This window comes from Georgenia satyanarayanai (genome assembly GCF_900116375.1).
In the GTDB taxonomy this organism is placed as follows: Bacteria; Actinomycetota; Actinomycetes; order Actinomycetales; family Actinomycetaceae; genus Oceanitalea; species Oceanitalea nanhaiensis.
On the sequence record NZ_UETB01000001.1, the window covers coordinates 341,790 to 367,775 of the forward strand.

General features: G+C 69.1%; 17 protein-coding genes and 1 pseudogene. 12 read left to right on the forward strand and 6 right to left on the reverse strand.

Annotated features, from left to right (window positions below; genetic code table 11):
* Positions 1-25: 25 nt before the first annotated feature.
* Positions 26-1,069, reverse strand: a pseudogene (locus DSZ44_RS01525) (ISL3 family transposase); the annotation flags it as partial.
* A 183-nt stretch (positions 1,070-1,252) separates the two neighbouring features.
* On the opposite strand from DSZ44_RS01525, the gene DSZ44_RS01530 reads away from it, so the two are divergent.
* Complete coding sequence (locus DSZ44_RS01530; RefSeq protein WP_110851296.1) at positions 1,253-1,498, forward strand: hypothetical protein; 246 nt, start codon at positions 1,253-1,255, stop codon at positions 1,496-1,498.
* Between the two features lie 740 nt (positions 1,499-2,238).
* Positions 2,239-3,423, forward strand: a complete 1,185-nt coding sequence (locus DSZ44_RS01540; protein ID WP_258369136.1) for a DNA cytosine methyltransferase — start codon at positions 2,239-2,241, stop codon at positions 3,421-3,423.
* On the opposite strand, the gene DSZ44_RS01545 is transcribed toward DSZ44_RS01540, so the two are convergent.
* Complete coding sequence (locus DSZ44_RS01545) at positions 3,393-3,770, reverse strand: very short patch repair endonuclease (RefSeq protein WP_220035055.1); 378 nt, start codon at positions 3,768-3,770, stop codon at positions 3,393-3,395. The two genes, DSZ44_RS01540 and DSZ44_RS01545, sit on opposite strands and share 31 nt — an antisense overlap.
* A gap of 226 nt (positions 3,771-3,996) precedes the next feature.
* Here DSZ44_RS01545 and drmD point away from each other — a divergent pair, with 226 nt between their 5' ends.
* The 8 genes from drmD (at position 3,997) to DSZ44_RS01585 (ending at position 20,736) form a co-directional block, all read left to right on the forward strand.
* Positions 3,997-7,077: a DISARM system SNF2-like helicase DrmD gene (drmD, locus tag DSZ44_RS01550; RefSeq protein WP_502530275.1), complete on the forward strand. Its 3,081-nt coding sequence runs from the start codon at positions 3,997-3,999 to the stop codon at positions 7,075-7,077.
* Complete coding sequence (locus DSZ44_RS01555; protein WP_110850819.1) at positions 7,074-11,186, forward strand: Eco57I restriction-modification methylase domain-containing protein; 4,113 nt, start codon at positions 7,074-7,076, stop codon at positions 11,184-11,186. Before drmD ends, DSZ44_RS01555 begins: the two co-directional genes overlap by 4 nt.
* Before the next feature lie 26 nt (positions 11,187-11,212).
* The gene (gene drmA, locus DSZ44_RS01560) at positions 11,213-14,881 is read left to right on the forward strand and encodes a DISARM system helicase DrmA (RefSeq protein WP_258369138.1); all 3,669 of its coding nucleotides are present in this window, start codon (positions 11,213-11,215) and stop codon (positions 14,879-14,881) included.
* Positions 14,878-16,929, forward strand: a complete 2,052-nt coding sequence (drmB, locus tag DSZ44_RS01565; RefSeq protein ID WP_220035056.1) for an MrfA Zn-binding domain-containing protein — start codon at positions 14,878-14,880, stop codon at positions 16,927-16,929. The genes drmA and drmB overlap by 4 nt, the downstream gene beginning before the upstream one ends.
* Positions 16,926-17,648, forward strand: coding sequence for a DISARM system phospholipase D-like protein DrmC (gene drmC, locus DSZ44_RS01570; RefSeq protein ID WP_110850821.1), 723 nt, complete (start codon positions 16,926-16,928; stop codon positions 17,646-17,648). Before drmB ends, drmC begins: the two co-directional genes overlap by 4 nt.
* A gap of 237 nt (positions 17,649-17,885) precedes the next feature.
* The gene (locus DSZ44_RS01575; protein WP_110850822.1) at positions 17,886-19,115 is read left to right on the forward strand and encodes a toxic anion resistance protein; all 1,230 of its coding nucleotides are present in this window, start codon (positions 17,886-17,888) and stop codon (positions 19,113-19,115) included.
* Between the two features lie 2 nt (positions 19,116-19,117).
* The gene (locus DSZ44_RS01580) at positions 19,118-19,903 is read left to right on the forward strand and encodes a hypothetical protein (protein WP_110850823.1); all 786 of its coding nucleotides are present in this window, start codon (positions 19,118-19,120) and stop codon (positions 19,901-19,903) included.
* 53 nt (positions 19,904-19,956) lie between these two features.
* Positions 19,957-20,736 carry an alpha/beta fold hydrolase gene (locus DSZ44_RS01585; protein ID WP_181424497.1) on the forward strand — a complete coding sequence of 260 codons (780 nt, stop codon included), beginning with the start codon at positions 19,957-19,959 and terminating at the stop codon, positions 20,734-20,736.
* Between the two features lie 55 nt (positions 20,737-20,791).
* Here DSZ44_RS01585 and DSZ44_RS01590 read toward each other — a convergent pair whose 3' ends face one another.
* A complete protein-coding gene (locus tag DSZ44_RS01590) occupies positions 20,792-21,253 on the reverse strand; it encodes a hypothetical protein (protein WP_146237451.1) in 462 nt (153 codons plus the stop codon).
* A gap of 406 nt (positions 21,254-21,659) precedes the next feature.
* Between DSZ44_RS01590 and DSZ44_RS18160 the strand changes: the two genes are divergently transcribed.
* Entirely contained in the window at positions 21,660-21,818 is a 159-nt protein-coding gene (locus tag DSZ44_RS18160) for a hypothetical protein (RefSeq protein WP_181424498.1), read from the forward strand.
* A gap of 132 nt (positions 21,819-21,950) precedes the next feature.
* Positions 21,951-22,442, forward strand: a complete 492-nt coding sequence (locus tag DSZ44_RS01600; protein ID WP_110850827.1) for a Gmad2 immunoglobulin-like domain-containing protein — start codon at positions 21,951-21,953, stop codon at positions 22,440-22,442.
* Between the two features lie 114 nt (positions 22,443-22,556).
* On the opposite strand, the gene DSZ44_RS01605 is transcribed toward DSZ44_RS01600, so the two are convergent.
* The 3 genes from DSZ44_RS01605 to DSZ44_RS01615 all read right to left on the reverse strand — a co-directional run bounded on the left by DSZ44_RS01605 (position 22,557) and on the right by DSZ44_RS01615 (position 25,315).
* Positions 22,557-22,952, reverse strand: a complete 396-nt coding sequence (locus tag DSZ44_RS01605; RefSeq protein ID WP_373681216.1) for a VOC family protein — start codon at positions 22,950-22,952, stop codon at positions 22,557-22,559.
* A gap of 123 nt (positions 22,953-23,075) precedes the next feature.
* The gene (locus DSZ44_RS01610) at positions 23,076-23,657 is read right to left on the reverse strand and encodes a TetR/AcrR family transcriptional regulator (protein ID WP_110850828.1); all 582 of its coding nucleotides are present in this window, start codon (positions 23,655-23,657) and stop codon (positions 23,076-23,078) included.
* A gap of 101 nt (positions 23,658-23,758) precedes the next feature.
* Positions 23,759-25,315 (reverse strand): MFS transporter, encoded by a 1,557-nt coding sequence (locus DSZ44_RS01615; RefSeq protein WP_181424499.1) that lies wholly within the window; start codon positions 25,313-25,315, stop codon positions 23,759-23,761.
* Positions 25,316-25,986 lie beyond the last annotated feature (671 nt).

Sequence of the window (25,986 nt, forward strand, 5' to 3'; positions counted from 1 at the left end):
CAGTCTTCACGCGGCATCGACAAGCGCTGCGGTAGGCCGCCCGCAGGTCCTGGGCGCAGCGCCAGGCGATGTAGACGGCCTGATGTGCCTCGTCGGCCTCGATCGCTCTTGCCAGCCGGGTGAGTTGCCGGTCGGTGAGGTTCTCCGCGCCGGCACGCAGGATCTTCTGGATGCCATACAGCGGGTCTCCCTTGCGCCCGCGGTGGCCCAGGGTCTCTTGCTGGACACGTCGACGAACCTCATCAACGGCCTGGGTGCCGAGCTTGACCACGTGGAACGCGTCCAGCACCGCGGTGGCATCGGCGAGCTCGTCGGCGATGGCGGTCTTGTAGCCGGCGAAGGGGTCCAGTGCGGCGACCTGGACCCCGGCACGGAAGTCGGTGCTGCGGCCGGTGAGCCAGTCGGCGTAGGCCTTCTTCGACCGGCCGGGCACGAGGTCGAGCAGGCGGGCGCGGACCTTGCCGTCGGTGTCGCGGGTCAGGTCGACCATGCCGGTGAGTTCCTTGGGGCCGCGGCGCCGCTGGTCTACGTGGTGCCAGATGTGCTCATCGACCCCGAGGCTGACCACCCCGTCGAAGCGGGACTCGTCGGCGGCCAGGTCCACCAGGCGGGGCTTGATCGCGCGCCACAGCGTCTTCCAATCCACGCCCAGCTGCCGGGCCAGGCCCTGGACGGTGGCATGCTCGCGGCGCAGCTGCCCGACCGCCCAGTCGACCACCCGCACCGTGAGCGCGCCCCGCGGTGCGACGAGGGCGGGGACCTGCTCGACGAACGTGCCCCTCGTGCAGTCCGGGTCGGGGCAGCGCCAGGTGCGCTGCCGCCAGATCACCCGCACGGGCACGAGGCCCGGCACGTCATGCAGCTCGCGCCGTCGGCGACCGCGGCTGGGCGCCACGACGCCGCAGGTCGGGCATCCCATCAGCTGCCAGGGCGTGGAGACGGTGACCGTCACCGCCGTCTCGGTACGCTCCACGGCCTCCACATGGAGCTCGGGGATGCCCAGGAGTGTGTCGCAGCGGACGCAGGGATTGGTGGTGGGCGCATCGCTGCACCCCGTAGCGTTGGTCAACGTCGAGGTCCTCGGAGTGAACAGTTGCTTGGTCGCTACTGATCATCGGGGACCTCGACCCCTACCCGCCCTCAGCTACCTCCGCGAGTCCCCTCCCCACCGGAAGTCCGAAGAGCCCTCATACGGGATGTGAAGGCGGCCGATCCCTTGACGGCGGTGTGCCAGGTCGCGAAGCTACGCCGCATGGCAGCCAAGACGGATCTCATGGACTGGGTGGTAGAAGCGCTCGAGCAGCTCGGCGGTACCGCAGGCGTGTTGGAGGTGTCCCGACAGGTCTGGCACAACCATGAGGATCAGCTGCGTGAGTCCGGCGACCTCTTCTACACCTGGCAGTACGACCTGCGGTGGGCTGCCACGAATCTGAGGAAAGCGGGGCGGTTGCAGCCGAGCTCTGGTCGCGGGGTTCGCGCGAACTGGACGCTCATCTGAAGCACGCCTAGCGCTGCGCCCCTGTTCTTCAGTCGAGCGTGACGCCCGCGTAGGCGAGGCGGTGCTGAACCGTCGTCAGCCGTGCACGATCTCTCGGTGGTACCGGGGCCGTCCCTGCCTAAGGCCCCGCTGTACCGCTGCAGACTGCGACGGGAACGTCTCAACCGGAGCTCAGCGAGCAGCCCGGCGGCCGCGCGGAGCGGAGCGGGAGTGTCGCCACCGCCCACGGTGACGCCTGGCGGACAGCAGCCACCCCGAAGGTCGTACGGATGAATGGAAGCTGAGAACCGCCACCGACGGTGGCGGTAGCGGGGCGACGACCACGGATGCGGGGCACTGGTACTTGGTTACCGCGTGCACCACTCCTTGCCTGTCTCCCGACAGGGCTCTGTTGAAAGGTAACGTTCGGGCCGTGGGCCGGTGGGAGCGCGGGGTGGTCGTGAGGGCAACACCACCTTGGTCATGATGGACTCAGGATCACGGTGTCTGGAGGATGTAGGCGTGGCGCGTATCAGGGCTTTCTCTCCATCGGAGCAGGACATCCGTCCCCATCCGACTGAGGTCGACTGTGAGTACCGTGTCGTCGAAGGAGATGGGCGTCGCCTCCTACATCTCACGACCTTCGGCTCTGACGAGAGAGCTAGCCGGCCGAAATCCAGCCAGAGTCTTCAACTCGATGTCGAGAGGGCACGCGAACTGCTCGAGATCATCGAGACCGCGTTCCCTGAGCTCCGGCGTCCGTGACTATCTCTCAGGGGACACCGCTCACCACCGCTTCGTTGTTCAGCGGGATCGCGGGTATCGAGTTGGGCCTCACGGCCGCAGGCGTTTCCCATACCACGTGGTTCTGTGAGCGATGGGAACCCGCGCGGGCGGTGCTCCGGGACAGGTTCCCCGAAGTTGAGGTCAAGGACGATGTGACCAGCCTCGATGATTTCGGTGGTGCGTCGCTCGTCACGGCAGGCTTCCCATGCACGGACCTCAGTCAGGCCGGGCGTACCAGCGGACTGGACGGGGTCAATTCGGGCCTCGTCATCGGCGTGCTGGAGAAGGTCGCCGGGCACCGTCCCGACTGGGTGCTCCTGGAGAACGTTCCGAACATGTTGCACCTTGGCCGCGGTGCGGCGATGGGTCGCATCATCGACAACTTCGAAGCCGCGGGATATACGTGGGCGTATAGGGTCGTCGACAGCAGGTTCACGGGGCTCGCCCAGCGTCGGCGTCGAGTGTTTCTGCTCGCCTCACGGGTGCAGGACCCGGCTCGTATACTCCTGGGCGAGGACAGCGGTTCAGCCCCCTCGCCTGACGTCGCCCGTGCATTCGGCTTCTCGTGGACGGAGGGCAACAGGGGCGTCGGTTGGGCGGTTGGGGCGACGCCTACGCTCAAGGGTGGTACGACCGTGAGAGTCGCGAGTCCGCCCGCTGTATGGCTCCCGCAGAAGGAAGTCGGATGGCAGATCGTGCGCCCTTCGATCGAAGCAGCCGAGGTGCTGCAAGGCTTCTCCCCGGGGTGGACAGCTCTGGCTCCCGAGCGCGACCGGTGGAAACTGATGGGAAACGCAGTGAGTGTCCCGGTTGCCCGTTGGCTGGGCGAGCGGCTCGCCCAGCGTGAGGGTCTCACGGAGCCGATGGAGGGTGGCGTCCTCCTGGTCGACGGGGACCGATGGCCCACGGCTGCGTACGGAACCCCTGACGGTAGACGATGGCGCGTCGAAGTTTCGGACTTTCCACGACTACCCCGTACTGAAGACTTGCAGGAGCTCGGCTCTCTCCTGGCCCGCCACGGCTCCGAGCCGCTATCTCTTCGTGCCACCAAGGGCTTTCGTGATCGCCTGCTCAGGAGCAACCTGCGCTACGAGGGGGCTTTCATGGCCGCCTTGGACGCGCACGTTGATCACATGTCTTCCGGTCGCACCACCTCGTAGATGTGCCGTGCGACCGTGTCGGGCGCCTCGTGTTCCCAGAATCGCAGCACCTTCCATCCAAGTTTCTCCAGTTGTGCGTTGGCCGAGGCATCGCGCGCCCGATTTGCCGCCAGTTTGTCCCGCCACCAGTCGGCGTTGGACCGGGGAAGCGTCCCGTGCTGCGGGCAGCCGTGCCAGAAGCACCCGTCGATGTACACGGCCACGCGTTTCCGGGTGAACGCGATGTCGATGGTCCGGCGCCGTTGACCAGGCACCGGCCACGCAACGCGGTACCTGAGACCCATGGCATGGAGACGTTGTCTGATCGCTGTCTCGGGACCGTTGTCGCGGCGCCGCAGTGCAGCCATCCGGCGGGAGACTGCCGGACTCGACGCTCCGGGGTGTGCTCCTGGTCCAGAAGACTGCATGTCCTCAGCATGCCGCGAGCTGTGATCGGTCGCGACGCGCCGATGTGTCGACGTGGATGCCAGTCGGAACCCGGGCGTTATGGTGGCCCAAACGTGAGGAAGGGCATAAGTGCAGACGCAGCTCCCTGAAGCCGGCCAGATGGTGCATGTCCGAGGCGCTCAGTGGGTGGTGACGGACGTTGCCGCGCAGGCCCTTCCGCGTTCGTCCGCGGACGACGACGTCACCGAGATCCAGCATGCCGTCACTCTCCAGGCGATGGGTGAGGACGCCGCGGGGGATGAGTTGCGGGTCGTCTGGGAGATCGAGCCCGGACGCGCAGCCGTCACGGAACGCGGTCTCCCGCGACAGATCGACCCGGACCGCTTCGACCACCCGGGCACGCTCGCGGCGTTCGTCGATGCGCTGCGCTGGGGGGCGGTCACCTCCGCCGACCCGGGGACCTATCAGGCCCCCTTCCGGTCTGGTGCCGCCGTCGAGCCGTACCAGCTGGAGCCGCTCCGGCGGGCGCTCTCGGCCCCGCGGACGAACCTGCTCCTCGCCGACGACGTGGGCCTCGGCAAGACGATCGAGGCCGGCCTCGTGATCCAGGAGCTACTCCTGCGGCACCGGGCTCGCTCTGTTGTCGTCGTGTGCCCAGCGGGCTTGGTGCTGAAGTGGCGCGACGAGATGCTCGAGAAGTTCGGGTTGTCCTTCGAGGTCGTGAGCTCGGAGACAATGAAGGACGTGCGCCGCCGGTACGGGGTGCACGCCAACCCGTTCGTGCTCTTCCCCCGCGTGATCGTATCGATGTCGTGGCTCCCCGGTCCTCGTGCCCAGCGCATGCTGCAGTCGGCGTTCGGCGCCGCCCGGCGGACCGGGCGTGATGGTCGGGTCTTCGACGTGCTCGTGGTGGACGAGGCGCACCACGTGGCCCCTTCGGCGCCGCAGCAGGCGGCCGGCCGTCGCGGTTACGCGGTCGACTCGCAGCGGACGGCCGCCGTGCGCGACCTCGCGCGGCGGTGCGAGCACCGGCTCTTCCTGTCCGCCACCCCGCACAACGGGTACGAGGAGTCGTTCACCGCGCTGCTGGAGATGATCGACGAGCACCGATTCGCCCGTGGTGCCCAGATCGATCGGACGGCGCTCGCCGAGGTTGCGGTACGGCGGTTGAAGTCCGACGTGCCGGGCGATCGTTTCCGGCAGCGGCAGGTGCGGCCGCTGCCCGTCGAGGCCGCGGACGACGAAGCGGAGATGTACGACCGGTTGACCGCGCTGCTCAATAGGCGACGACGCGCGGCTGCGGGCGCACCAGCGCGTGCCGCTGACATCTCGGCGCTGCTGCTCAAGAAGCGGTTCCTGTCATCGCCCTGGGCCTTCGCGCGGACGGCCGCCGCCTACCTCGAAGCGCGTCGTGACGGTCGCGAGCCCGACCTGCCGGAGTTCGACGACCTGTGGGGTGATGCCGCGCCCGACGAGGAGGAGGGCCGTACCGCCCAGCCCGAGCTCGGTGCGCTCACCGACAGTCGCCGCGTGCTCGAGGATCTCCCGCCCCAGGACGTGGCGGACCTCGAAGCCCTCATCGCCTGGGGCCGTAGCTACGAGGCGCGGCCGGACTCCCGACTGACTGAGCTGGTGAGGCTCCTCGAGGGGGAGATCCGCCCGACGGGGACGTGGTCCAACGAGCGTGTCGTCGTATTCACGGAGTACGTGGACACCCTCGAGTGGATCGAGCGCGTCCTGCGCACCGCTGGCTACGACTCCGACCGACTCGCCGTCATCCACGGGCAGACGCCGGCCGACGAGCGCGAGGACATCCGTCTGCGCTTCAATGCCGACCCGTCGGAGCACCCGGTGCGGGTCCTGCTGGCGACCGACGCCGCCGGCGAGGGAATCGATCTGCAGCGCTACTGCCACCGGCTCGTGAACTTCGACGTGCCGTTCAACCCCAATCGGCTCGAGCAGCGCATCGGCCGCATCGACCGTTACGGGCAGACGGAGACGCCCGTGGCGTGGCACTTCGCACCGGTCAGCGGGCGGTCCGCGCTGGACCGTGACGTCGACCTCCTGCGGCGGCTGCTGGACAAGATGCAGCGGGTGCGCACCGACCTCGGCTCGGCGAACGACGTCCTGGCGCCGGACCTCGAGGAGGAGCTCATGGGGCGTCGTCGGCGGGCAGCCCGGCCGGCTCGCGACGAGTCGGCTCGCGCGGTGACCGACATGCTGGCGGGTGATCGCCGGATGTCCGCCGAGCTCACCCGCATCACCGAGGGTCTCGACGACGTCCGCCAGCGGCTGCACCTGCACCCCGCGAACGTCCACCGGGTGGTCGACACGGCTCTGAGCCTCGCAGGGCAGCCGACCCTGGAGCGCGTCGGGGACGTCGACACCGACGCCCCCGTCTTCGCCACGCCGACGGCGATGGCACGTACCTGGGCGCTCGCGGTGCAGGACCTGGACGACCCGCTCACCTCCGAGCGTCGGCACCTGACTTTCGACGAGGAGGCGGGTCGCGGACGCCAGGACCTCGTGCACGCTCACCTCGGCCACCCGCTCGTCCGGTTGGCGACCCGGGCGCTCCGTCAGGAGCTGTGGTCACCGCACCCGTCCGTCCAACGCGTGACCGCGGTCGTCGTACCCGGGCTCCGGGACTCGTTCGCAGCGGCCGTCGCGCGTCTGGTGCTGGTCGGTGGCAGCGGTGTCCGCCTGCACGAGGAGGTCTTCCTCGCAGGGACCCGGCTGCGACGACGCCAGGACCTCGGTGAGGAGCTCTCGGAGGACCTCCTCGCCACGACGCTCGACGGGCACGACCTGCGCTCGCCGCGGCCCGAGGTGTTGCGCGCGCTCGCGGCTCGGTGGAACGAGAGCGCGGAGGACGCGCTCCGTGCACGCGTGGAGCGTGCGGTCGAGGTCCGGGCCGCCCGGCGGCTCGGCGAGCTGGAGGAGGCGCTCCGGGATCGTCGTGAGGCCGACCTCGAACGGGTCGAGGGCACCTTCGCGCGCTTCCGGGAGACACTCCAGAGGTCCGTCGCCGCGATGGAGCGGGCAGCCCGGGAGGTCGAGGAGTCGCTCTTCGAGCTGGAGGGGTCCGCGCGGCAACGGCGTCGCGACATCGAGGAGGTGCGACGCCGGCTGGACGTTCTCGATGACGAGCTGGACCGGGAACGACACGCTGTCGATTCCCGGTACGAGGAGTCGCAGCACCACGCACTGACCGGGGCGCTCGTGTTCGCACTGACGCCCGCCGACGCCGAGGGGAGCTTCGCATGAGCCCGCGACCCGGATACCGGCCGAGGCGGCCGGACGACGTCTTCGCGTGGCTCGACCTCGTCGTCGTCGACGGGCCGTTCCTCGCGCGCCCGGCGGTCAAGGCGCAGTACCGCGACGGTCTGCCCCGCCCAGACGCGACTGTCGACCAGGTGGGTGAGTCGTTCACGGAGGGCTTCCGCCTGTGGGAGCGGGCCTGGACCACGTGGGTGCGGTCGGCACGAGACGACTCCGCGACCGCCGCGTACCTCACCGAGCGTGACGCCTGGGTGACGACGATGACCCGCCAGGTGTTGGAGTGGGACGGGTACATCGTCGAGGCGTCGCCGGACCTGCAGGCAGTGTCGCTGGACGGTGAGCGCTCCGTGCGCCCGACGGCGGTCCTCCGGACCGCTGAGGAGGACGAAGCGCTGCTGCTGGTAGTCGACCCGACCGATGACCTCGCGGCACCGGGGGCTGACGGATGGACGGCCACCGCGATCGACCGAGGCGCCGCGCTCCTCCGTGCGAGCCGGTCCAGCGGTTTGAGCGGCATCCCTGTGGCCCTCGTGACCGACGGCCGTTGGTGGGCCCTCGTGTGGATCAGTGACCAGGGGGCGGTGGGTTCTGGCACATTTGACGGTGCACTCTTCCGGGAGGAGCCCGACCTCAGAGCGGCCTTCTGGGCGCTGGCGCGACTCACCTCCGTGGCGGGCGGGGCACCCGAACGCCGCCTGCCCGCGCTGCTGCGTGACTCGGTCGCCAGCACCGAGGAAATCACCGACCAGCTCGGCCAGCAGGTCCGCGCGGCCGTCGAGCTGTTGGTGCAGTCGTTCTCGGAGTCGCACCTCCACGCGCTCGCAGCAGGGGAGACGTCGCCGCTCCCGGAGGATGGACACGTCGCCTACGACGCGGCCGTGACGGTCATGATGCGCGTCGTCTTCCTGCTGTTCGCGGAGGCGAATGAGCTCCTCCCCGACAGCGTGCTGTATCGCGACGCCTACGCGATCTCGGACGTCGGGGAACGCCTCGACGCCCGCCGACGCGCTGCCGTCGCCGCGGACGGTGAGGAACTGCTTGAGGGGGCGTTCGACACGTGGCACCGCTTGCTCGCGACGAGCAGCGCGCTGTACGAGGGCGCGACGTTCGAGGACCTGCGCATGCCGGCGTACGGCGGATCGCTGTTCGACCCTGAGCGCTTCGCGTGGCTGCTCGCCACCGACCCCACGACCGGGCGTCTCCGGGTGGTGGTCGACGACCGCGTGATGCTGCACGTGCTGCGTGCCGTCCAGCAGGTACGCATCGGGAACGAGGCGCGAGCGGTCTCCTTCCGGGACCTCGACGTCGAGCAGATCGGCTACGTCTACGAGGGTCTGCTCGGGTACTCCGCCCGGTTCACCGAGCCCGACGAGACGATCATCGGATTGTCGGGCCCGCAGGACGGCGCCGAGCCGGAGATCCCGCTCGAGGTGCTGCACCAGCTGTCCGACGACGCGGGCGAGGACCCCGCCGCTTTCGCAGCGGCGCTGGTCGCCTGGCTCAAAGAGGACCAGCCCGGTGCGCGCGCGGGCACGGTCCGTCAGATCGCCAAGGCGTACGAGACCAGCGGCACCGTCGAGGCGCAGGACGAGGGCCGGCGGGTGCTGCGCCCCGTCGTACGGGACACGGGCTTGCTCGACGAGCTCGTCGGGTACATCCACCTGATCCGCCGCGACCTGCGCGGGCTGCCCTACGTCGTGCTCGGTGGTGGGCTCGTTGTCGTCGAGACCCGGTCCCGCGCCAACTCCGGGACGCACTACACGCCGCGGGCGCTCGCGGAGGAGGTCGTCCTCCACGCCCTCGAGCCGCTCGTGTACCAGCCGGGGCCGCTGCAGACGGCGGACACGAGCGAGTGGAAGCTCATCCCGTCATCGCAGATCCTCGACCTCAAGGTCGCGGACATCGCCGTGGGCTCCGGGGCCTTCCTCGTCGCTGCCGCCCGCTACCTCGGCGGGAAGCTGCTCGAAGCGTGGGACGCCGAGGGCATCACCCGCGAGGACGTCAGCGCCGAGCAGCGACGCCGACGGGAGATCGAAGCCCGGCGGGAGATCGTCGCGCACTGCCTCTACGGTGCGGACATCAACCCCATGGCTGTCGAGATGTGCAAGCTCTCCCTGTGGCTGGTGTCGCTCGACCGGGACAAGCCCTTCTCCTTCGTCGACGACAAGATCTTCCGCGGCAACTCACTGCTCGGTCTGACGGAGCTCCGGCAGCTGCGCGGGCTCCACATCGACCCGTCGCCTGCCCGCCTGCGAAACCCGGGCTTCACGGTGGACGTCGACCTCGCCATCCAGCGCGCGACCGAGATCCGCGGGCAGCTCGCCACGGCCGTGTCCGACGGCGACGCGATGCGGACGACGCACGCCAAGCGGCAGCTCATGAGGCAGCTCGACCAGCAGCTGGAGGAGCTCCGGACCGTCGCCGACGGGATCGTGGCCGCGGGGCTGGCGGTCGGCGGCAAGCCTGGGAAGCTAACTGATGCCACTTACGAGAACCTGTCGCTCGCCCTCATGCGGGCCTCGCTCGGTGACGATGCAGCGTTGACGGGAATCATCGAGCGTGGCCTGACTCCGATGGTTCCGACCGACTACAACAAGTGGCGGCCGTTGCACTGGATCCTTGAGGTCCCCGACGTGATGTTCGGGCACGGTGGGTTTGATGCCGTGGTAGGCAACCCGCCGTTCCTCGGAGGCAAGAAGCTCACCGGAGCGATGGGTGACAATGTGCGCGACTGGTTCGTCCATCAGATCGCCGGTGGGACGAGGGGGAGCGCCGACCTCGTCGCCTACTTCTTCCTGCGAGGGTTTGGCCTCCTCCATCCCGAGAGGGGGCAGCTCGGCCTGATCGCGACCAACACCATTGCGCAAGGTGACACCCGTGAGGTCGGCCTGGACCGGCTCGCAGAGGGCGGTCTCACGTTGCGGCGCGCCATCCAGAGTGCGCCGTGGCCGGCGCGCAGCGCCAATCTGGAGTACGCCGGGGTGTGGGGTAGCCGAGCACCCCTCGACGCCGCCGCTGAGCGTGTCTCCGACGGGAATCCGGTCCGCGCGGTGTCGACCCTTCTCGAGCCGCAGGGGCGGGCAGAAGGGGCGCCCGTGCGTTTGGCGGAGAATGCTGGTATCGCGTTCGTTGGGAGTTATGTCCTTGGGAAGGGCTTCGTCCTCACAGGCGAGGAGGCGACCGCCATGTTCGCGGCCGACCCGCGCAACCGTGACGTCGTCTTTCCGTACCTCAACGGGGAAGATCTCAATTCGCGCCCCGATATGGCAGCGTCGCGTTGGGTGATCAACTTCTTCGACTGGTCAGAAGAGCGCGCGGCGACGTATAAGGCTCCGTACGCTTGGATTCGCGATCGGGTGATGCCCGAGCGTACCCGCCGGAATCCCGATGGGTCCTTCGTTCTCCGAAAGCCGTTGCCTGAGCGATGGTGGATATACGCAGATAAGCGGCCCCGCTTGTACCGAGAAATTGCCACACTTTCGGAGATTCTCGTTATTGCGAGGGTCGGTAAGGTCGTTATGCCTGCAAGGGTTCCTACTGGGCAGGTTTGTAGCGACGCGACTGTCGTTTTTGCCACTGACGACTTTGGTATCCAAGCCGTTCTCTCGTCGTCATTCCACCAGATCTGGGCGATCGCCTACGGGTCGACTCTCGGAACTGTCGCGCGTTACACCCCTTCGGACGTCTTTGAGAGCTTTCCGAGGCCCGTTTCCACGTCAGCCCTCGAGGAATCTGGTCGAGTTCTTGATGGTGAGGTTCGAAGCCTAATGAAGAGGAGGGGGCTTGGTTTCACAAAGCTGTACAATCGCGTGAATGATCCGGAAGTCGTTGGTGACCCGGATGTTCGGCATCTTCGAGATATTCATGTGGCGCTCGACGAGGCTGTGCTCGATGCATACGGATGGCATGACGTGCAGCTCCGTCACGGTTTCCATTCGTACCGGCAGGCGCAGAGATTCACAATCGACCCAGCCGCCCGCGTCGAAATACTCGACAGATTGCTCGAGGAGAACCAGCAACGTGCGGGCGGCTCCGGCCAATCTGAGATCGCCGGAGCCTTATCCGGTAGCATGAGAGCGAGGGCGCGCGCGTGACATCGTCGAGACACGTTCGGGACGGAGTGCACCGGCTCCTGGCGGCGGATCTGGTTGGGCCGTGGGGCGGTCCCGCTGAGACGGTCATCGGCAACCCTCGCGGAAGGTACCTCGCGGGTGCCCTGGCGCCTGTGAAGGTCGAGGGGACCGGTCATCCCACAGCACCGGACCAGATCCTGGTGACGGACGAGATCGCTGACCTTCGATCAGGAGACGACGCGATTCCCGTTCCCGACGGACGCGGCACCGACGGCGTCCCCGAGGTCGACGACGGGGAGATCTCCGACAGCGGCACCCCGGAGGAGTCGGAGGACCGAGGGCCCGCGTCCCAGCTCATCGCGCCGTCGTCGATGGGTCTGCGCTTCCGCGTGAGTGCGGGGGAACCGGGTCTCGTGCTCATCGCGCGGTGGGGCACGTACGTACCGCGTCGTGAGGCTGACGACAATGGTCGGGTGCGGACACTGTACGACCGCACGCCGCACGAGCACCGCGTCGTCCTGACCTCGGACCGCATCACCGCCGGTGCGGTGATCGACGAGCCCGTGCTGGTCGAGAACGGCGCGGTACAGGTGTCGGTGAGTGTGGACGTCCTTGCGGGAGACGGGGAGACGCTCGTCGCCGAGGTGGCCCTGCAGAATCGCCGCATCACGGATGGCGCCCTGCCCCCCAAGCTGTGGCTCTTCCAGGCCGAGCTCGAGGTCGTGGCCGCCGACGGGTCGGCAGCGTTCCTGCCCATCCACGATCCGCTAAACGCGCTCGCACCCGGTCTCGACAGCGAGGAGCAGCGCCTTGAGCTGCTCTACCGGGATCGCCTCGAGTTCGCGGTCGGCCGTACGTGCTCGGCCACGTGGACATGCGCTGATCCCGAGACGACGGACGGCGAGTGGGTCCGCGACCTCGTGGAGGGCGCGCGCCGCGCGCACCGGGTCCGCACCACCTGGTTGCCGACCGCCGAGGTGCCGCAGACGGTGGCGCCCGCCGTCCCTGGCGCCGTTGTGTCGATGGATCGCCTCGGCAGCGCCCCGCTCGAGGCCGTCGTTGCCGGCCTCCGTCCGATGGTGGACGGCTACTGCTCATGGCTGGTCAATCGGCGCGACGAGGTCGCCGACCTCCCGGCCCACTTGCAGGAGATCGCGGACGAGGCGGTCGAGGACGCCGAGGGTGTGGCCGACCGCTTGCAGGCCGGTCTCGCACTCTTGGCCGACCCCGACGTGTTCCGCGCCTTCCAGTTCATGAACCGGGTCATGGCGGACCAGCGCGTCCACAGCCAGGTCGCGCAGCTCCGGTCCGAGAGCGCTGACGTGACCATCGCCGAGGCGACGGATCAGGTCATGGCGAAGGACGAGCTTGCGCGAGCATCGTGGCGGCCGTTTCAGCTTGGGTTCATCCTCATGCAGCTCCGCAGCCTCGCCGACCCGGCGTCCCCGCTGCGCAGCGGGGACGCCGCGCAGGCCGAGCTGCTCTTCTTCCCCACTGGTGGCGGTAAGACCGAGGCGTATCTCGGGCTCGCCGCGTTCGCCTTCGCGATGCGGCGACTCCAGGGCGAGGTCCCCTCCCCGGACGGCCCCCTCGACGGTCGTGACGGCGTCGCGGTCCTCATGCGCTACACGTTGCGACTGCTCACGACGCAACAGTTCCAGCGCGCCACGGCGCTCGTCTGCGCGGCGGAGCTCGAGCGGCGCCGCGACCCCGAAACCTGGGGCACCGAGCCCTTCCGCATCGGCCTGTGGGTGGGGACCAGCGTTAGCCCCAAGTCCGTCACCGAGGCGCGTGCGCAGGTGGAGGACGCGCGGGGCGCCGACGGGAAGGCGTACGGCGTCACGGTCTTGCAGCTGCAGCGCTGCCCCTGGTGCGGTTCGCGGATCAGCCCCAAGCAGCACATCCGGTACGACGACGTGCGCCGACGCGTCCTCGTCCACTGCGGGGCCAAGCTCGGCACCGAGTGCCCGTTCGCCGAGGGCGGGCTCGTCGAGGACGGCCTCCCCGTGCTCACCACGGATGAGGAGATCTACCGGCACCCGCCCACGTACCTCCTCGCGACCGTCGACAAGTTCGCGCGGATCGCTCGTGAGGGGCAGACGGCGCACCTCTTCGGCCATGTCGCGCAGCGGTGCCCTCGTCACGGCTACGTCCACCCGGATACCCCGGACGAGGTGTGCAACCGCACGAGCCACAACCGCAAGGGCTCTGCCCCCAAGGTCACCGTCACAGCGGTCGGCCGCCTACGCCCGCCGGACCTCATCATCCAGGACGAGCTGCACCTCATCACGGGCGCGCTCGGCACCGCTGTCGGGCTGTTCGAGGTCGCCGTCGACACGCTCTGCAGCTGGCAGTACGGACCTGACGCCGCGACCGCGGCCGCCATCCGGCCCCTGGTCGTCGCGTCGACGGCGACCAGCCGCAACGCGCTCGGGCAGGTGCGCCGGCTCTACGGGCGTGGCGTCGAGATTTTCCCGCCCCAGGTGCTCGACGTGCGCGACACGTACTTCTCGGCCGAGGTCGCGATCAGCGAGAAGAGTCCCGGCCGGCGCTACGTCGGGGTGTGCGCGCACGGCGCACGCCTGACGCTCGCCGAGATCCGCGTGTCGGAGATCCTCCTCCTCGCGGGCCAGCGTCTCCTCGACGAGCACGGCGAGGCGGCCGACCCGTACATGACCCTCGTCGGCTACTTCTCGGCGACCCGCGAGCTCGCCGGCATGCGGCGGTATCTCGACGACGACGTCACGACACGGATCACCAACCCGGACCGCACGAGCGGCTACGCCCCGCGCGGACGGTTCGGGCTCGAGGTCGGCGAGCTCACGTCCCGCATCTCTTCGACGGAGATCACCGCGACGCTCGACCGGCTCGCCGTGACGTTCGACCCGCACTTCGACAGCACGAGCGCGCACGCGCGCATGGTCCAGGCCGCACGCGACGGGATGAAGGAGCCGGGCCGACCCGGAGACCGCCCGTACGACGTGGTGCTCGCGACGTCGATGCTGCAGGTGGGCGTCGACGTCGGACGCCTCGGGCTCATGCTCATCGTCGGGCAGCCGAAGAACACGGCGGAGTACATCCAGGCGTCGTCACGCGTCGGGCGGGTGGCCTCACGCCCCGGGTTGGTCGTCACGCTCGCGAACCGGGCGCGCCCGCGCGACATGGCGCACTACGAGCAGTTCGAGCACGACCACCGGACGTTCTACGCCCATGTCGAGGCGTTGTCCGTCACGCCGTTCTCGGACTCCTCGCTCGAACGCGGCCTCACCGGCGTCCTCGTCTCCGTCGCGCGGGTGCTTGACGTGACCGCGTCGCCCTCCCTGTCACCGCAGACCGGGGCCAGCGCCGTCGCCTCCCGGTACGCCACGGTGGAGCACCTCATCGACGTCATCGCGCAGCGGGCGGCGGCAGCCGGAGCCGACGAGCTCGTCGACGCGATCCGGGAGAAGCTCCAGCGGCGCCTCGAGATCTGGTACGCGAGAGCCACTGCCAACCCCACCACGGTCTACGACAAGCGAGGTAGTGCACCGGGCCTGCTGAAGAGCCCCGAGGACGAGACGATCCTCGGCGAGGACGCCTACCTCCGCGTCGCCAACTCGATGCGGGAGGTGCAGCCGGAGATCAACCTCGTGGTGCGCTCCGTGCAGGACAAGGTGACCGACGTCGAACCCGTCGACGCGCCAGCCTGGGAGTTCCCCCTGGAGGTGGGACAGTGACAGAGGAGACGCCCGAGACCCCGGCAGAGACTGCCTACGTCGTTGAGAACGCGGTGCTCGACCCGTACGCGCACACCGAGGACGTCGCACCCAAGAACTACGGACGCATCGGCTCCATGCGTCCCACGGCATTGCTGTACACCGGAGGGATCGGCGCGACGGTCGACCTGCCGCACGTCGCCGTCATGCCGCAGGGACTCGACGCGTGGGAGCTCGCCTACCAGCGGCTCGGCAAGGTCTTCCAGGTCTCCGAACCGCGCCTGGTCGAGGCGGTCAAGGCGCAGATCGGACGCCAGGTCACCGAGCTGCGTCGGCCCCCGCGCGAAGAGACCGGGCCGGACGGGTACTCCACCATCGGCGTGCCGGCCGCGGTGTTCCCCCGGTGGTTACGGTGCACCGGCTGTGACATTGTCGCGCCGTTCGACGGACAGGGTGGCACCTTCACCTTCGTCAACACGATCAAGCGCCGGCCGGACAAGGCACGCTTCGAGCACGAGGGCTGCCGCGGACGCAAGGGCACCGCCAAGCCGCGGCGCAGCCCGGCCGTGCCCGCCCGATACCTGGTCGCGTGCCTCGACGGGCACCTCGACGAGTTCCCCTACTGGGCGTACGTGCACCGCGCCCAGGGCGCGGGGTGGACGTGCTCGAAGATGGCGGGCATGCCGAACCCCCGGACACAGCTGCGGATGCTCGAGTGGCGCAGCAACCTCGGCCCCGAGGTCCACATCCACTGCGTCACGTGCGACGAGCGGCGCTCCATGCGCGAGCTCACCGGGACCGCCGGCGCCGACCGTATGCCTCGGTGCCGAGGGCGACACCCCCATCTCGGAACCTTCGAGAAGTGCCAGGCCGAGACGCGGTTCATGCTGCTCGGCGCCGCGAATCAGTGGTTCCCCGCCACCGTGAGCCTCCTCGTGGTGCCGGAGAGCGTCGAGCTCACCGTCACCGACGTCGCCGCACGCCTCCAGGGAGTCCCCGCTGAGCAGCGTGCGATGGTCACCTCGGAGGCCGTGGTCCCGATGTTCAAAGCGTTCGTGCAGCAGAGCGCGGGCCTGGATTTCGCGGACGTGCCGGACGACGTCGTCATGGCGGCGATCACGATGCTCGCGCAGTGGAATCTGCCCGACACGGGGCGGACCACGCCCTACACGGCGGTCGAGCTGAGGCTCCCCGAATGGCGCACGCTCGTCCGGCCCAAGGACTTCGCGAAGCACGCCCGGCAGAGCGACTTCCGCATCCGGGACGTCGCGCCCCCCGCGGCGCTCGATCCGGTGATTGGGACCGTTGCGGCGGTCGACCGGCTGAAGAAGGTGAACGCCTTCGTCGGGTTCACACGTGTCGACTCGTTCGATCGCATCGACGACATTGCTCGGCTCGCCCCAATCTCGCGGCGACGCCCGCGCTGGGTGCCGGCGACCGAGGACCACGGCGAGGGGGTGTTCATCCGGCTCCGCGAGGATGTCGTGGGCCCCTGGGAGCAGCGCGTCATCCCGACGTCGCTCTGGAAGGCGCACGAGCGTGCGCACGAGCTCAACGTCAAGCGTCGCACAAGCGCGTCCGCTCCCGTGAACGCGGCCGAGCGGTTCGAGCCGCCGCGGTTCTGGGCCGTCCATACGCTCGCTCACCTGCTCATTCGCCAGATGGCGATGGACTCCGGGTACGGGTCCGCGTCGCTGACCGAGCGCATCTATGCATGGCGATCGGACGAGGATCGCGAGGCTGCTGCTGGCTTCCTGATCTCCACGACGTCGCCGGACAGCGAGGGCACCCTTGGTGGCCTCGTCGAGCTCTCTGACCCGGAGAGACTGGGAAACCTCGTCATGCGAGCGTTGCACAAGGCGTCCCGCTGCTCGTCCGACCCCGTCTGCTCGCACCGCACACCCGGCCCTGACGAGGACTTCCTCCACGGAGCCGCATGTCACTTCTGCGTCTTCAACTCGGAGACGTCCTGCGAGAACGCTAACCGCTTCCTCGACCGGCGCCTCCTGCGAACGCTGTTTCCTGGCCAGGGGGTCGATGGGTTTCTCGACGTCGTGTCGCTCGGATGACCGACGACCTCGCCGAGCTCGTCGGACTGCTGACACCTACTGAATTGAGACGTGTCGCGGCCAGCCTGGAGGCAACCGGGCGGCCGCGTCGCGCGGCGCGCGAGATAGCACCCGAGCGCGCGGCGTCGGTTGAGCCCGTGCTCGGCGCCGTCGCAGCTTCCTTCGGTAACGCGCGCGCGCTCGCCGCCGCGCTCCGAGCGGTCGCTACGGCGGCAGAAGACCGGCCCGAGCCTCCAGTAGTGGTCTGGAGCGGTCCGCTCCTTGAGGGTGACTCCGTTCGGACGACCGAGGCCATCGTCCGGCTCATAGACGATGCTGAGGAGAGTGTTCTGGCTTCCACCTACTCAGGGTCCCCAGGTGCGCCGTTCGTTCAGGCGCTCCGCCGAGCGGCCCAGCGGAAGGTAGCGATAACGCTTGTGGTGGATGTCGTTATGCAGGGGGCTACAGCGGAGCTGCTGCGCCGGGCGGTGCCGCGGGCCACCGTGTACGGGTACCACCACCATGTTGGGGAGCAGGCAGGCCTGCAGCATTCCAAAGTCTTGGTGATCGATGGGCGATTTACTTTCGTGACCAGTGCAAACTTGTCTATCGCTGCCGTCGAACGGCACCTGGAAGCAGGGGTGCTCCTTACTGACGTCGCGGTTGCAGCCGGTGTCTCGCGTCGTATAGCCGACCTCGCGGCTGCCGGACATCTGAAGGCACTTCACCCCTCCGTCTGATGCTCAGTCCGCGGAGCCCTACGCAACGACGGTTGAGACACCCATGGAGGCGTCGGCGCGCTAGCCAGTAGTGACGCTGCCTGTCGTGACCCAGACGCGCAGCGTTGCTCCGAAGAGGCCACGTCGGCCCTGGCGTGGCCTCGCACCGCGCGACAGTGCGTTGGTTGTTCGTGGACGCATTCGCGATCGACTTTGAGACAATCGGAGCAGACCCCGAGCGCCCGAGGAGTGCACCGCATGTCGAACCCGCTCGACCTTGGCCAGAACCAGACCCCCGCCGTCGAGAACCCGCTGCAGCTTGAGCCGCCTGCGCCGGCGGCTGAGGTGGAGGTGCGCGAGCCGGAGAAGGTCGGCGGCGTCATTCTCGTGGACGCGGAGACGCAGCAGAAGCACGCGGACACCGCCCGCGAGTTCCTCGACGACCTGCTCGCCGCGCCGCTGCACAGCCCTGAGTTCCAGACGAAGGTCGCGCAGCTCACCAAGCTTGGCGAGGACACGATGCGTCAGGCGGGGGACTCGTCCAACCGCATGCTTCAGCGGCCGGCTGCCGCAGCGTCGGCGTCCGGTGCGGATCCGGCGTCGAGAACGGGAGCGAGCCTGGCTGAGCTGCGGCAGATCGTCTCCGACCTCGACCCCAAGCGCCACGACCTCACCGGCGGCAGAAGGCTCCTCAAGTTCCTGCCCAAGGGCAACGCGATCGAGCGGTACTTCCGCAAGTACGAGTCCGCACAGGATCAGCTCGACGCCATCACCAAGGCGCTCAAGGGCGGCCAGGACGAGCTGCGCATGGACAACGCCGCCATCCAGACCGAGCGCGACGCCCTGTGGGCCGCGCTCGGGCAGCTCGCCAACTACGCCGTCCTCGCCCGCCACCTCGGCGACGGGCTCGAGCAGCGCATCGCCTCCCTCCGCACCGAGGGCAAGACGGACGACGCCACCACCCTCGAGACCGACGCGCTCTTCTACGTCCGCCAGCGCCACCAGGACCTCATGACTCAGATGGCGGTCTCCGTCCAGGGCTACCTCGCCCTCGACGTCGTCAAGAAGAACAACACCGAACTCATCAAGGGAGTGGACCGCGCGCTCGACACCACGATCGCCGCGCTGCGGGTGGCCGTGATCGTGTCGCAGGCACTCGCGCAGCAGCAGATCACGCTGGCGCAGATCGAGGCCCTCAACTCGACGACGTCGGAAATGATCCTCTCGACCTCCGAGCTGCTGCGGTCCCAGGGCGCCGCCGTCCACCAGCAGGCAGCGCAGGCCACCGTCGACCCGGCCGAACTCCAGCAGGCCTTCGACAACGTCTTCCAGGCGATGGACGAGATCGACCGGTACAAGGTCGAGGCCACCCGGTCGATCAAGCAGACGGTGGAGGTGCTCGAGGGGCAGGTCGGCCGTGCCCGGCTGCAGCTCGAGCGCAGCCACTCCTCCGACGCCTCGACCACCGACCCGGATGTGAGGAGCTGACCATGTCGCGGTTGACCCTCGGCAACGTCATCAAGGTCGGCGCCGTCGTCGTCTTCTTCCCCCTGCTCGCCTACCTCGTGCTGCTCATCGGCGGCGTGAAGAAGAAGCTGCGCGTGGTGCTCGAGGGCCTGCTCTACGCGGCAGGGTTCACGGCGGGCATCTTCGCGCTCGACGTCATCGGCGTCGGTGGCCTGCTCGCCCTTGCCTCGATGGGTGCCTCGGGCGTCCGTGCGTGGCACTTGCGCGACCTGTGGCTGCCGGCGCGGCGCCGGTGGTGGCACCGGTTCACGGGGGCGGAGTCGCACGAGCTCGTCACGACGTCGCCGCCGCCGGAGGCCGCGCTCGAGGGTACGGATGGCCGTGCTGCTGCGCTGAGCTGGGTCGGCGCCCTCGGTCAGCAGAGCCGGATGCGGCTTCCCTCGAACGCCTACGTCACCTTCCAGCGGACGCTCCGCACGCTGGGCGCCGTCGTCGAGGCGGAGCGCCGTGAGCCGTCCCGAGACGCGCGCTTCGAGTACGAGCTGGACGCCATGGTGCGGGAGTACCTGCCCGGCGTCCTACGCGGCTACCTCGCAATCCCGCCGAACATGGTGGAGACCCGCCAGCCCAACGGCCGCACCCCGAACGAGGAGCTCGCCGAGCAGCTCCAGCTCCTCGCCGGACAGGCGGAGGCCCTGCACGCGAGCCGGCAGAGCCGGGTCCCGGCGCAGTTGACCACCACGGGCAACTTCCTGCGGGAGAAGTACGGGAACCTCCACAAGGAGGCGTTCGACTTCGGGGTCAAGTAGGTCCGGCCAGCATGGCCACCGGAGCGCACGGGACGGTAAGGATTGCCGACGGCGTGGAACTCGAGGTGGTCAGCTACGGCGCGGGGGAGCCTGTGGCCGTCATCCAGACCGCCCTCACCGGCGATGAGCTGCTCCCGTTCACCGAGCTGCTCGCGCAGGGGACTGGTCTTCGAGCAATCCATGTCGCCCGCCGTGGCTACGGAACTGTCAGCGGCCCCGGCAAGCCGACGACGACGATTGCCGACATGGCTGCGGACTGCCGCGACGTCATCGAGGCGCTCGGAGTCGTCCCGTCGCACGTCGTCGGCGCGAGCTTCAGCTGCGCCGTCGCCCTAGCGTCGGCGGTCCTGGCGCCGTCCCACGTGCGGTCCCTGACACTGGTCGAGCCGCCGCCGCTGGACGGCCCCGGGGCCGAGCAGTTCCGCGCGGCCACAGCCGGGCTCATCGCCACGGCCACGGCGCGCGGCACAGCAGCGGCGCTCGACGAGTTCATGCCACAGCTCTACGGGCAGCCGTGGCGCGAGGCGCCGGAGCTCGCGGGATCGGACGTCGCCGCCCTCGAACGGGATGCTGAGACCTTCTTTGCCATCGACCTGCCTGCACTGCTGGCCTGGAGGGCTGACCCAACGGTGCTTGCAGGAGTCCACTGTCCGGTGATGGTCGTCGGCGGTGCTGAGAGCGGTGCGTGGTTCCGTGAGGCACAGGAACTGCTCGTGCAGTGGCTTCCGCGCGCTGAGCAGGTGACCGTCGCCGGTGCCGGCCACCTGTTGGCCGGGACCCACCCGCGCGAACTGGCCGGCCTGACGGCCGAGTTCGTCGGTCGCCACCGGTAGGTGTCGCTCCGGGGCGTCGAGTAGTCCCACCCCCAGACGCCGTCCCCCTCCGGATTTACGACAACGCGCCGCACAGGGCATCGAGGTCTCCAGAGAGGCCGACCTGCGGAGTGGCAGCGAAGTCCTGCCCGGTGACCACGAAGTCGAGTCGGCCGGCTGAAAGGAACGTCGTGCCGTCCGGAAGCGGGACGCGGAGGACGAGCCCGGTGACGACGTTGCTACGTGGCGCGCCGCCTTCGGGCCCAAAGGTGATGTGGATGTTGTACGGGAACGGGTCCGCCTCGAGGGTCTGGCCGTTCGCGCTGTAGGAGAGCTCTTCGGTGCCGTGGAGGTTCACGCGCCTCAGGAGCCCGGTGTCCGGATTGCGGTGGAGCGTCGCTCGATACTCGGCGCGGCCCTCGATGACGACCGGGAAGGGACAGAGCTCGGTATCGACGAACGAGAACTCATCGACGACGGATTCGCGGACCGGTGGAGCGGCCGATGCCGGCGGTGCCGACAGGGCGATTGCCGCCAAGATCGAAACACAGAAAACTACGGCACGTCGCATGACTGTTCCCCCTGAGTTCCCGCTGGCCTACTCATCGAGAGTCGACTGGCCGTTTGCCGGTGGCCAGGTCGCGCACCCACCTTCGGGTGCCGTTGCGTAGAACCGCCTCTGCGCGACGGAGGTGATCTGACTTCATCGTTGCGCTCGGCGACGGAGCCGGTCAATAGGGACTCGATCGCCGACGCCAGTCATCGTCACGGGATCGCGTCGAACCACTTCGGGGCGGAGACACACCGCCCCATGCCTCGCCGGTGCGGTCTGGAGCGGGAACGGGGGTCCCTTCATGCTCCGCGATGGTGATGTCGCGGAGCTGAGTCCCGGTGCCACCGCTGGCACAGTCCCGGTCGGCGTCCTCCGGCAGCCAGAGGGTCTTATGGATGCTGAGACCGTCGTCGATGGCGACGACGGCGCGTGCACCGTGTCCCCGCAGCGGGTGGTGCGGGCGATGGGGTACTCGACCGGCTCACGGGCGACCTACCTGCCGGGCCGCGAGAACCGAGCCACCTGCGACAGTTTCGACACGCCGTCCTGACCGTGCCGCGACGCCCGACGTGGCCGACCCGCCGGGGTGTGGTCTCGCGCGTTCCACCGAACCCGCCACACGTCGGCGACCGCTGTGCCACGCTGCTGGCACGGGAGTGATGTCCAACGAGGGGGATCCGAGATGACTGTCGACGTCCAGCAACCGCGACCGAACGACATCGTCGGCGACGAGGTGCAAATCGCCGGGGTGGCCGGCGGCGCCTTCGAGGCCGGATACGTCTACCGCATCAGCGAGGGACACGACGAGGTCACCGGTCCCTTCATGGCCGGTGACGGCGTCGGTGGGCACGGGCAGTTCCAGGTCAAGGTCGACGTCTCGGGTGCCGCGTTCACCCGGGAGCGGCTGCAGGTCGAGGTCTTCCACGTGTCGCCCAAGGACGGGTCCGAGCAGGACAAGGTGATCGTCCCGGTGATCCTCGGCTCGCAGATCGTGCCCGGCTACACCACCTACCTGGAGTACGAGGTGCAGGCGGGGGACACGCTGTGGGCGATCGCCCAGCAGCACTACGGCGACGGCAGCCTCTACCACCGCCTGGTCGCCGCCAACCCGGACATCACCGACCCTGACGTCATCCACACCGGTGATGTCGTGCGGGTACCGCAGGGCTCTTAAGCACTGCCGTGCGGCATCTGCTGGTGCGGCAGACGGACGGCGCGTGGAGGAAAGGGCAAGCTCATCGGCCGAGCGGGGCGACAAGCGCTTTCGCTCCCGCGGCGAGCCGGCCGCCTACGCGTCCTCCATCACCGAGATGACGTTGCCGGCCGGGTCGGTGAACCACGCGATGAGCGGTCCGCCGCCGCGGAAGATGCCCTGCTCATCGGTCTCCATCTGGGTGCCCGCGTAGCGCTCGAAGGTCACGCCGCGGCGGGCGAGCTCGGTCACGGCGGCCTCGAGGTCGGTGACCGGGAAGTTGAGGATGGTGAAGGTCGCGGGCGTGTGGTTGGGCTTCTCGTAGGCGAGCACGCGCGCGCCTCCGGGAAGGTCGATGAAGACGACGCCGGGCTGGACGGGCTCGCTGACCGTGAGGCCGAGGGTGTCGCGGTAGAAGCGGGTGGCGGCGTCGACGTCGTCGACGGAGAAACCGGCGAAGGCGGTGGAGCTCTCGAACAGTGTGGTGGTCATGTCCGGGTAGACCCGCCGCGTCCGCCGGACTCATCGCGCACGCACCACTGGAGTTGAGCACATAAAGGTCCGAGTGCCTCACGGCCGCCCAGGCGTCCCTGTCGGGACTCGGCCGCCGAAGGGTCAGAGGGGCGTGGAGAAGGTGCCGTCCGTGGCGAGCTCCAGCAGCAGGCGGCGGGCAGAGTCGATACTCGCGGCGTCCTCGTCACCGAGCAGGACGGCGGTGGCGACCCCCTCGGCGGCTCGACGCACGATCTGGATGCGCTCGGCGCTCAGCCCGTCGAGGGCGAACTGCTCGCTCCACCACGCGCTGTGCTCCTGCGCGACCGCGGCCGCCGCAGGAATCGCGTGGAGACCGGTCCAGGTCGCCGCTGACGTGAGGTCGCGCGCCGCGTCAGCATCCGAGCTCCCCGCGCACAGCGCGCGGATGTAGGCACGAAGCATCTTCCCGGGGTAGTTCTCCGACAGGTCGAGGTGACGGAGAACCGCCTCCCGGAAGCGTTCGTGCACGTCCTGCACCACGGCCGTCACCAGCTGGTCCCGGCTGCCGAAGTGATGGATCAGACCGCTCTTCGACACACCGGCGGCCGTGGCGACCTGACCCAGGGTGACGGCGGCGCCCTTTTCCAGGATCACCTGGGTGGCCGCGTCGAGCACTGCGCGCCGGGTGCGCTCGGTGTTGCGCGTCGGGCGCTCCTCGGTCATCGGCCCATCCGTTCTGCTTCGATTCCCATACTGACCAGCCGGTCGATCGTAGGACACAGGCGTGCCGCTGGTACCGCCGCGCACGGCGGTACCAGCGGGACTCAGTGCACGAGCTCGTGCTCGTGCTCCGCAGCGAGATCCGTGTTCGCGGCCGCACCGCGGAGCGTGACCAGGGTCCAGATCGCGGTGAGGACCATGAGCGCCGCACCGGCGATGCCGGTGACGGTGATCGCGTCGGTGAACGCGTTCTCGGCGGTCTCGAGGACGGACGCCCCGGTACTGCCGCCGACCTCGGCCGACACCAGGAGGGCTTCCGCCATCGTCGAGGACGCCCGTTCGGCAAGGTCCGCGGGCAGGTCGAGCGCTGCCGTGCCGGCCGTGACGACCCGGGTGTACCAGGCGACGAGCACCCCGCCCAGGACGGCGGTGCCGAGCGTCGTGCCGAGCTCGTACGCCGTCTCCGAGGTCGCGGCGGCCTGTCCTGCACGGTCGGGCTTGACCGAGCTCATGATGATGTCGTTGCTCAACGCCAGGCCCACGCCCGCGCCCAGGGCGACCAGCGCGAGCGCGGTCGCGATGAGAACGGGGCTCGACGTCGGCGTGAGGAAGATCGTCAGGCTGAACCCGACCGCGGCGATGACGAGGCCGGAGGCCATGACATAGGCGGGCAGGAATCGCTTGACGAGCACGGCCGCGGCGAACGCGGCGGTCGCAGCGAAGACCGCCTGAGGGATCAGCCAGACCGACGCCTCAAGCGGGTTGAGGCCCAGGACGAGCTGAAGGTGCTGGACGAGCGCGACCAGCGCACCGACCATCGCGAAGACCGAGAGCAGGTCCGCGATCACGGCGCCCCGGAAGTAGCGCACCTTGAACAGCCTGACCTCGAGGAGCGGCGTCGGAAGGGTGAGCTGCCGACGGATGAACAGGCCGATGGCGACCAGACCGACGACGAGGGCCGTGATCCCCAGAGCGGTGTCCTTGTCGCCGGTGAGGGTCTTGATGGCGTAGACCGTGCCGATCATGCCGACGAAGGAGAGCGCGACGCTGGCGAGATCGATCCGGTGCAGGTCGGGGTTGCGGCTCTCGGGCAGCAGGATCGGGCCCAGGACGAGCAGGACCAGCATGACGGGGATGTTCATGAGGAACGCGGCCTGCCAGCTGAAGGTCTCGATGACCCAGCCGCCGACGATCGGGCCGACCGCCGCACCGACTGACGCCATCGCCGCCCAGGCGGCCATCGCGTAACGGCGCTGCTGCCGGTCGAGGAACATGTTGCGCACCAGGGACAGCGTCGACGGCATCATGATCGCGCCGCCCACCCCCAGGAGTGCACGAGCGCCGATCAGCATCCACGGTGCTGTCGCCAGCGCTCCGAGCGCCGATGCCATCGCGAAGATGACCGCGCCGATGAGCAGGTTCCGTCGCCGTCCGAAGCGGTCGCCCAGAGTGCTCATCGCGACGAGCAGGCTGGCAAGGACGAGCGAGTAGATGTCGATCATCCACAGCTGCTGAATGCCCGTGGGGCTCAGCTCGGCGGAGATCGCGGGCAGGCCGAGGATCAGCACGGTGCCGTCGATGGTGATGAGAAGAAGGGGTAGGACGAGTACGGCAAGACCCATCCAGGTCTTGGCTGTGGCCTTCGGGGGTGAGTGACTCATGAACGTTCCTCGCCGGGTGGGAGTGGGTGGCTGTGACGACGGTACAGCACGAGCGGTCGGTAAAACATTCCCGACGGTCGGCTGGGCGGTACAAGCGCTAGGTAAGGTGGCAGTGACCGAGGGGCCAGCAGTGACCTGTCCGATGCCCGGGGTGCCCATCCGGGTCAGCGCCGTGCCGCCAGGCTCGCAGTGGTGCCGGCGGCTCCGCGTCCGTGGAAGTCCCTGTGGGTTGGTGCGGTCGCGTCGGTGACGTTGACGTAGGGCGGCACGGGGGGCGGGACCTCCCCGCTGTCACCGAGACGCCCACGACGACGTCGTCGGGGCCGCCCAGGACGTCCGGCTGGCGGCCGGGGAGTGCTTCGTCGCGCGACGAGCGGTGGGTGCACCTGCGCCGCTGCACCGCCTGCGGACACATCGTCGCTGCGACAGCTCCCCGGGCCGGCACGCGACCGGCCCCGACAAGAGCGCGGGGCGCCGGTACATGCGCAGCGTCGAACCGGGGGGAGTGCTGGTGCTGGGACCTTCAGGGCGAGGTCGCGGCGGTGGGGCCCGAGCCGGCTCCGCCTCAGCACCACCCGACGGGCCAGCCCGCGCCAGGCCCTGCCGGTGTGGTGCCGGCCGACTGGCTCGAGCGCATCGACCGCTGAGGGTCCGTCGGGCGGTGGGGGCGG

Excerpts from the sequence above, each read along its gene's own strand:
- DSZ44_RS01605 (WP_373681216.1), bottom strand. The coding sequence starts at position 22,952 with ATGACCACCACACTGTTCGAGAGCTCCACCGCCTTCGCCGGTTTCTCC.
- DSZ44_RS01530 (WP_110851296.1), top strand. The coding sequence starts at position 1,253 with ATGGCAGCCAAGACGGATCTCATGGACTGGGTGGTAGAAGCGCTCGAG.
- DSZ44_RS18160 (WP_181424498.1), top strand. The coding sequence starts at position 21,660 with ATGGATGCTGAGACCGTCGTCGATGGCGACGACGGCGCGTGCACCGTG.
- DSZ44_RS01615 (WP_181424499.1), bottom strand. The coding sequence starts at position 25,315 with ATGAGTCACTCACCCCCGAAGGCCACAGCCAAGACCTGGATGGGTCTT.
- DSZ44_RS01580 (WP_110850823.1), top strand. The coding sequence starts at position 19,118 with ATGTCGCGGTTGACCCTCGGCAACGTCATCAAGGTCGGCGCCGTCGTC.
- DSZ44_RS01575 (WP_110850822.1), top strand. The coding sequence starts at position 17,886 with ATGTCGAACCCGCTCGACCTTGGCCAGAACCAGACCCCCGCCGTCGAG.
- drmC (WP_110850821.1), top strand. The coding sequence starts at position 16,926 with ATGACCGACGACCTCGCCGAGCTCGTCGGACTGCTGACACCTACTGAA.
- DSZ44_RS01545 (WP_220035055.1), bottom strand. The coding sequence starts at position 3,770 with ATGGCTGCACTGCGGCGCCGCGACAACGGTCCCGAGACAGCGATCAGA.
- DSZ44_RS01610 (WP_110850828.1), bottom strand. The coding sequence starts at position 23,657 with ATGACCGAGGAGCGCCCGACGCGCAACACCGAGCGCACCCGGCGCGCA.
- DSZ44_RS01555 (WP_110850819.1), top strand. The coding sequence starts at position 7,074 with ATGAGCCCGCGACCCGGATACCGGCCGAGGCGGCCGGACGACGTCTTC.
- DSZ44_RS01600 (WP_110850827.1), top strand. The coding sequence starts at position 21,951 with ATGACTGTCGACGTCCAGCAACCGCGACCGAACGACATCGTCGGCGAC.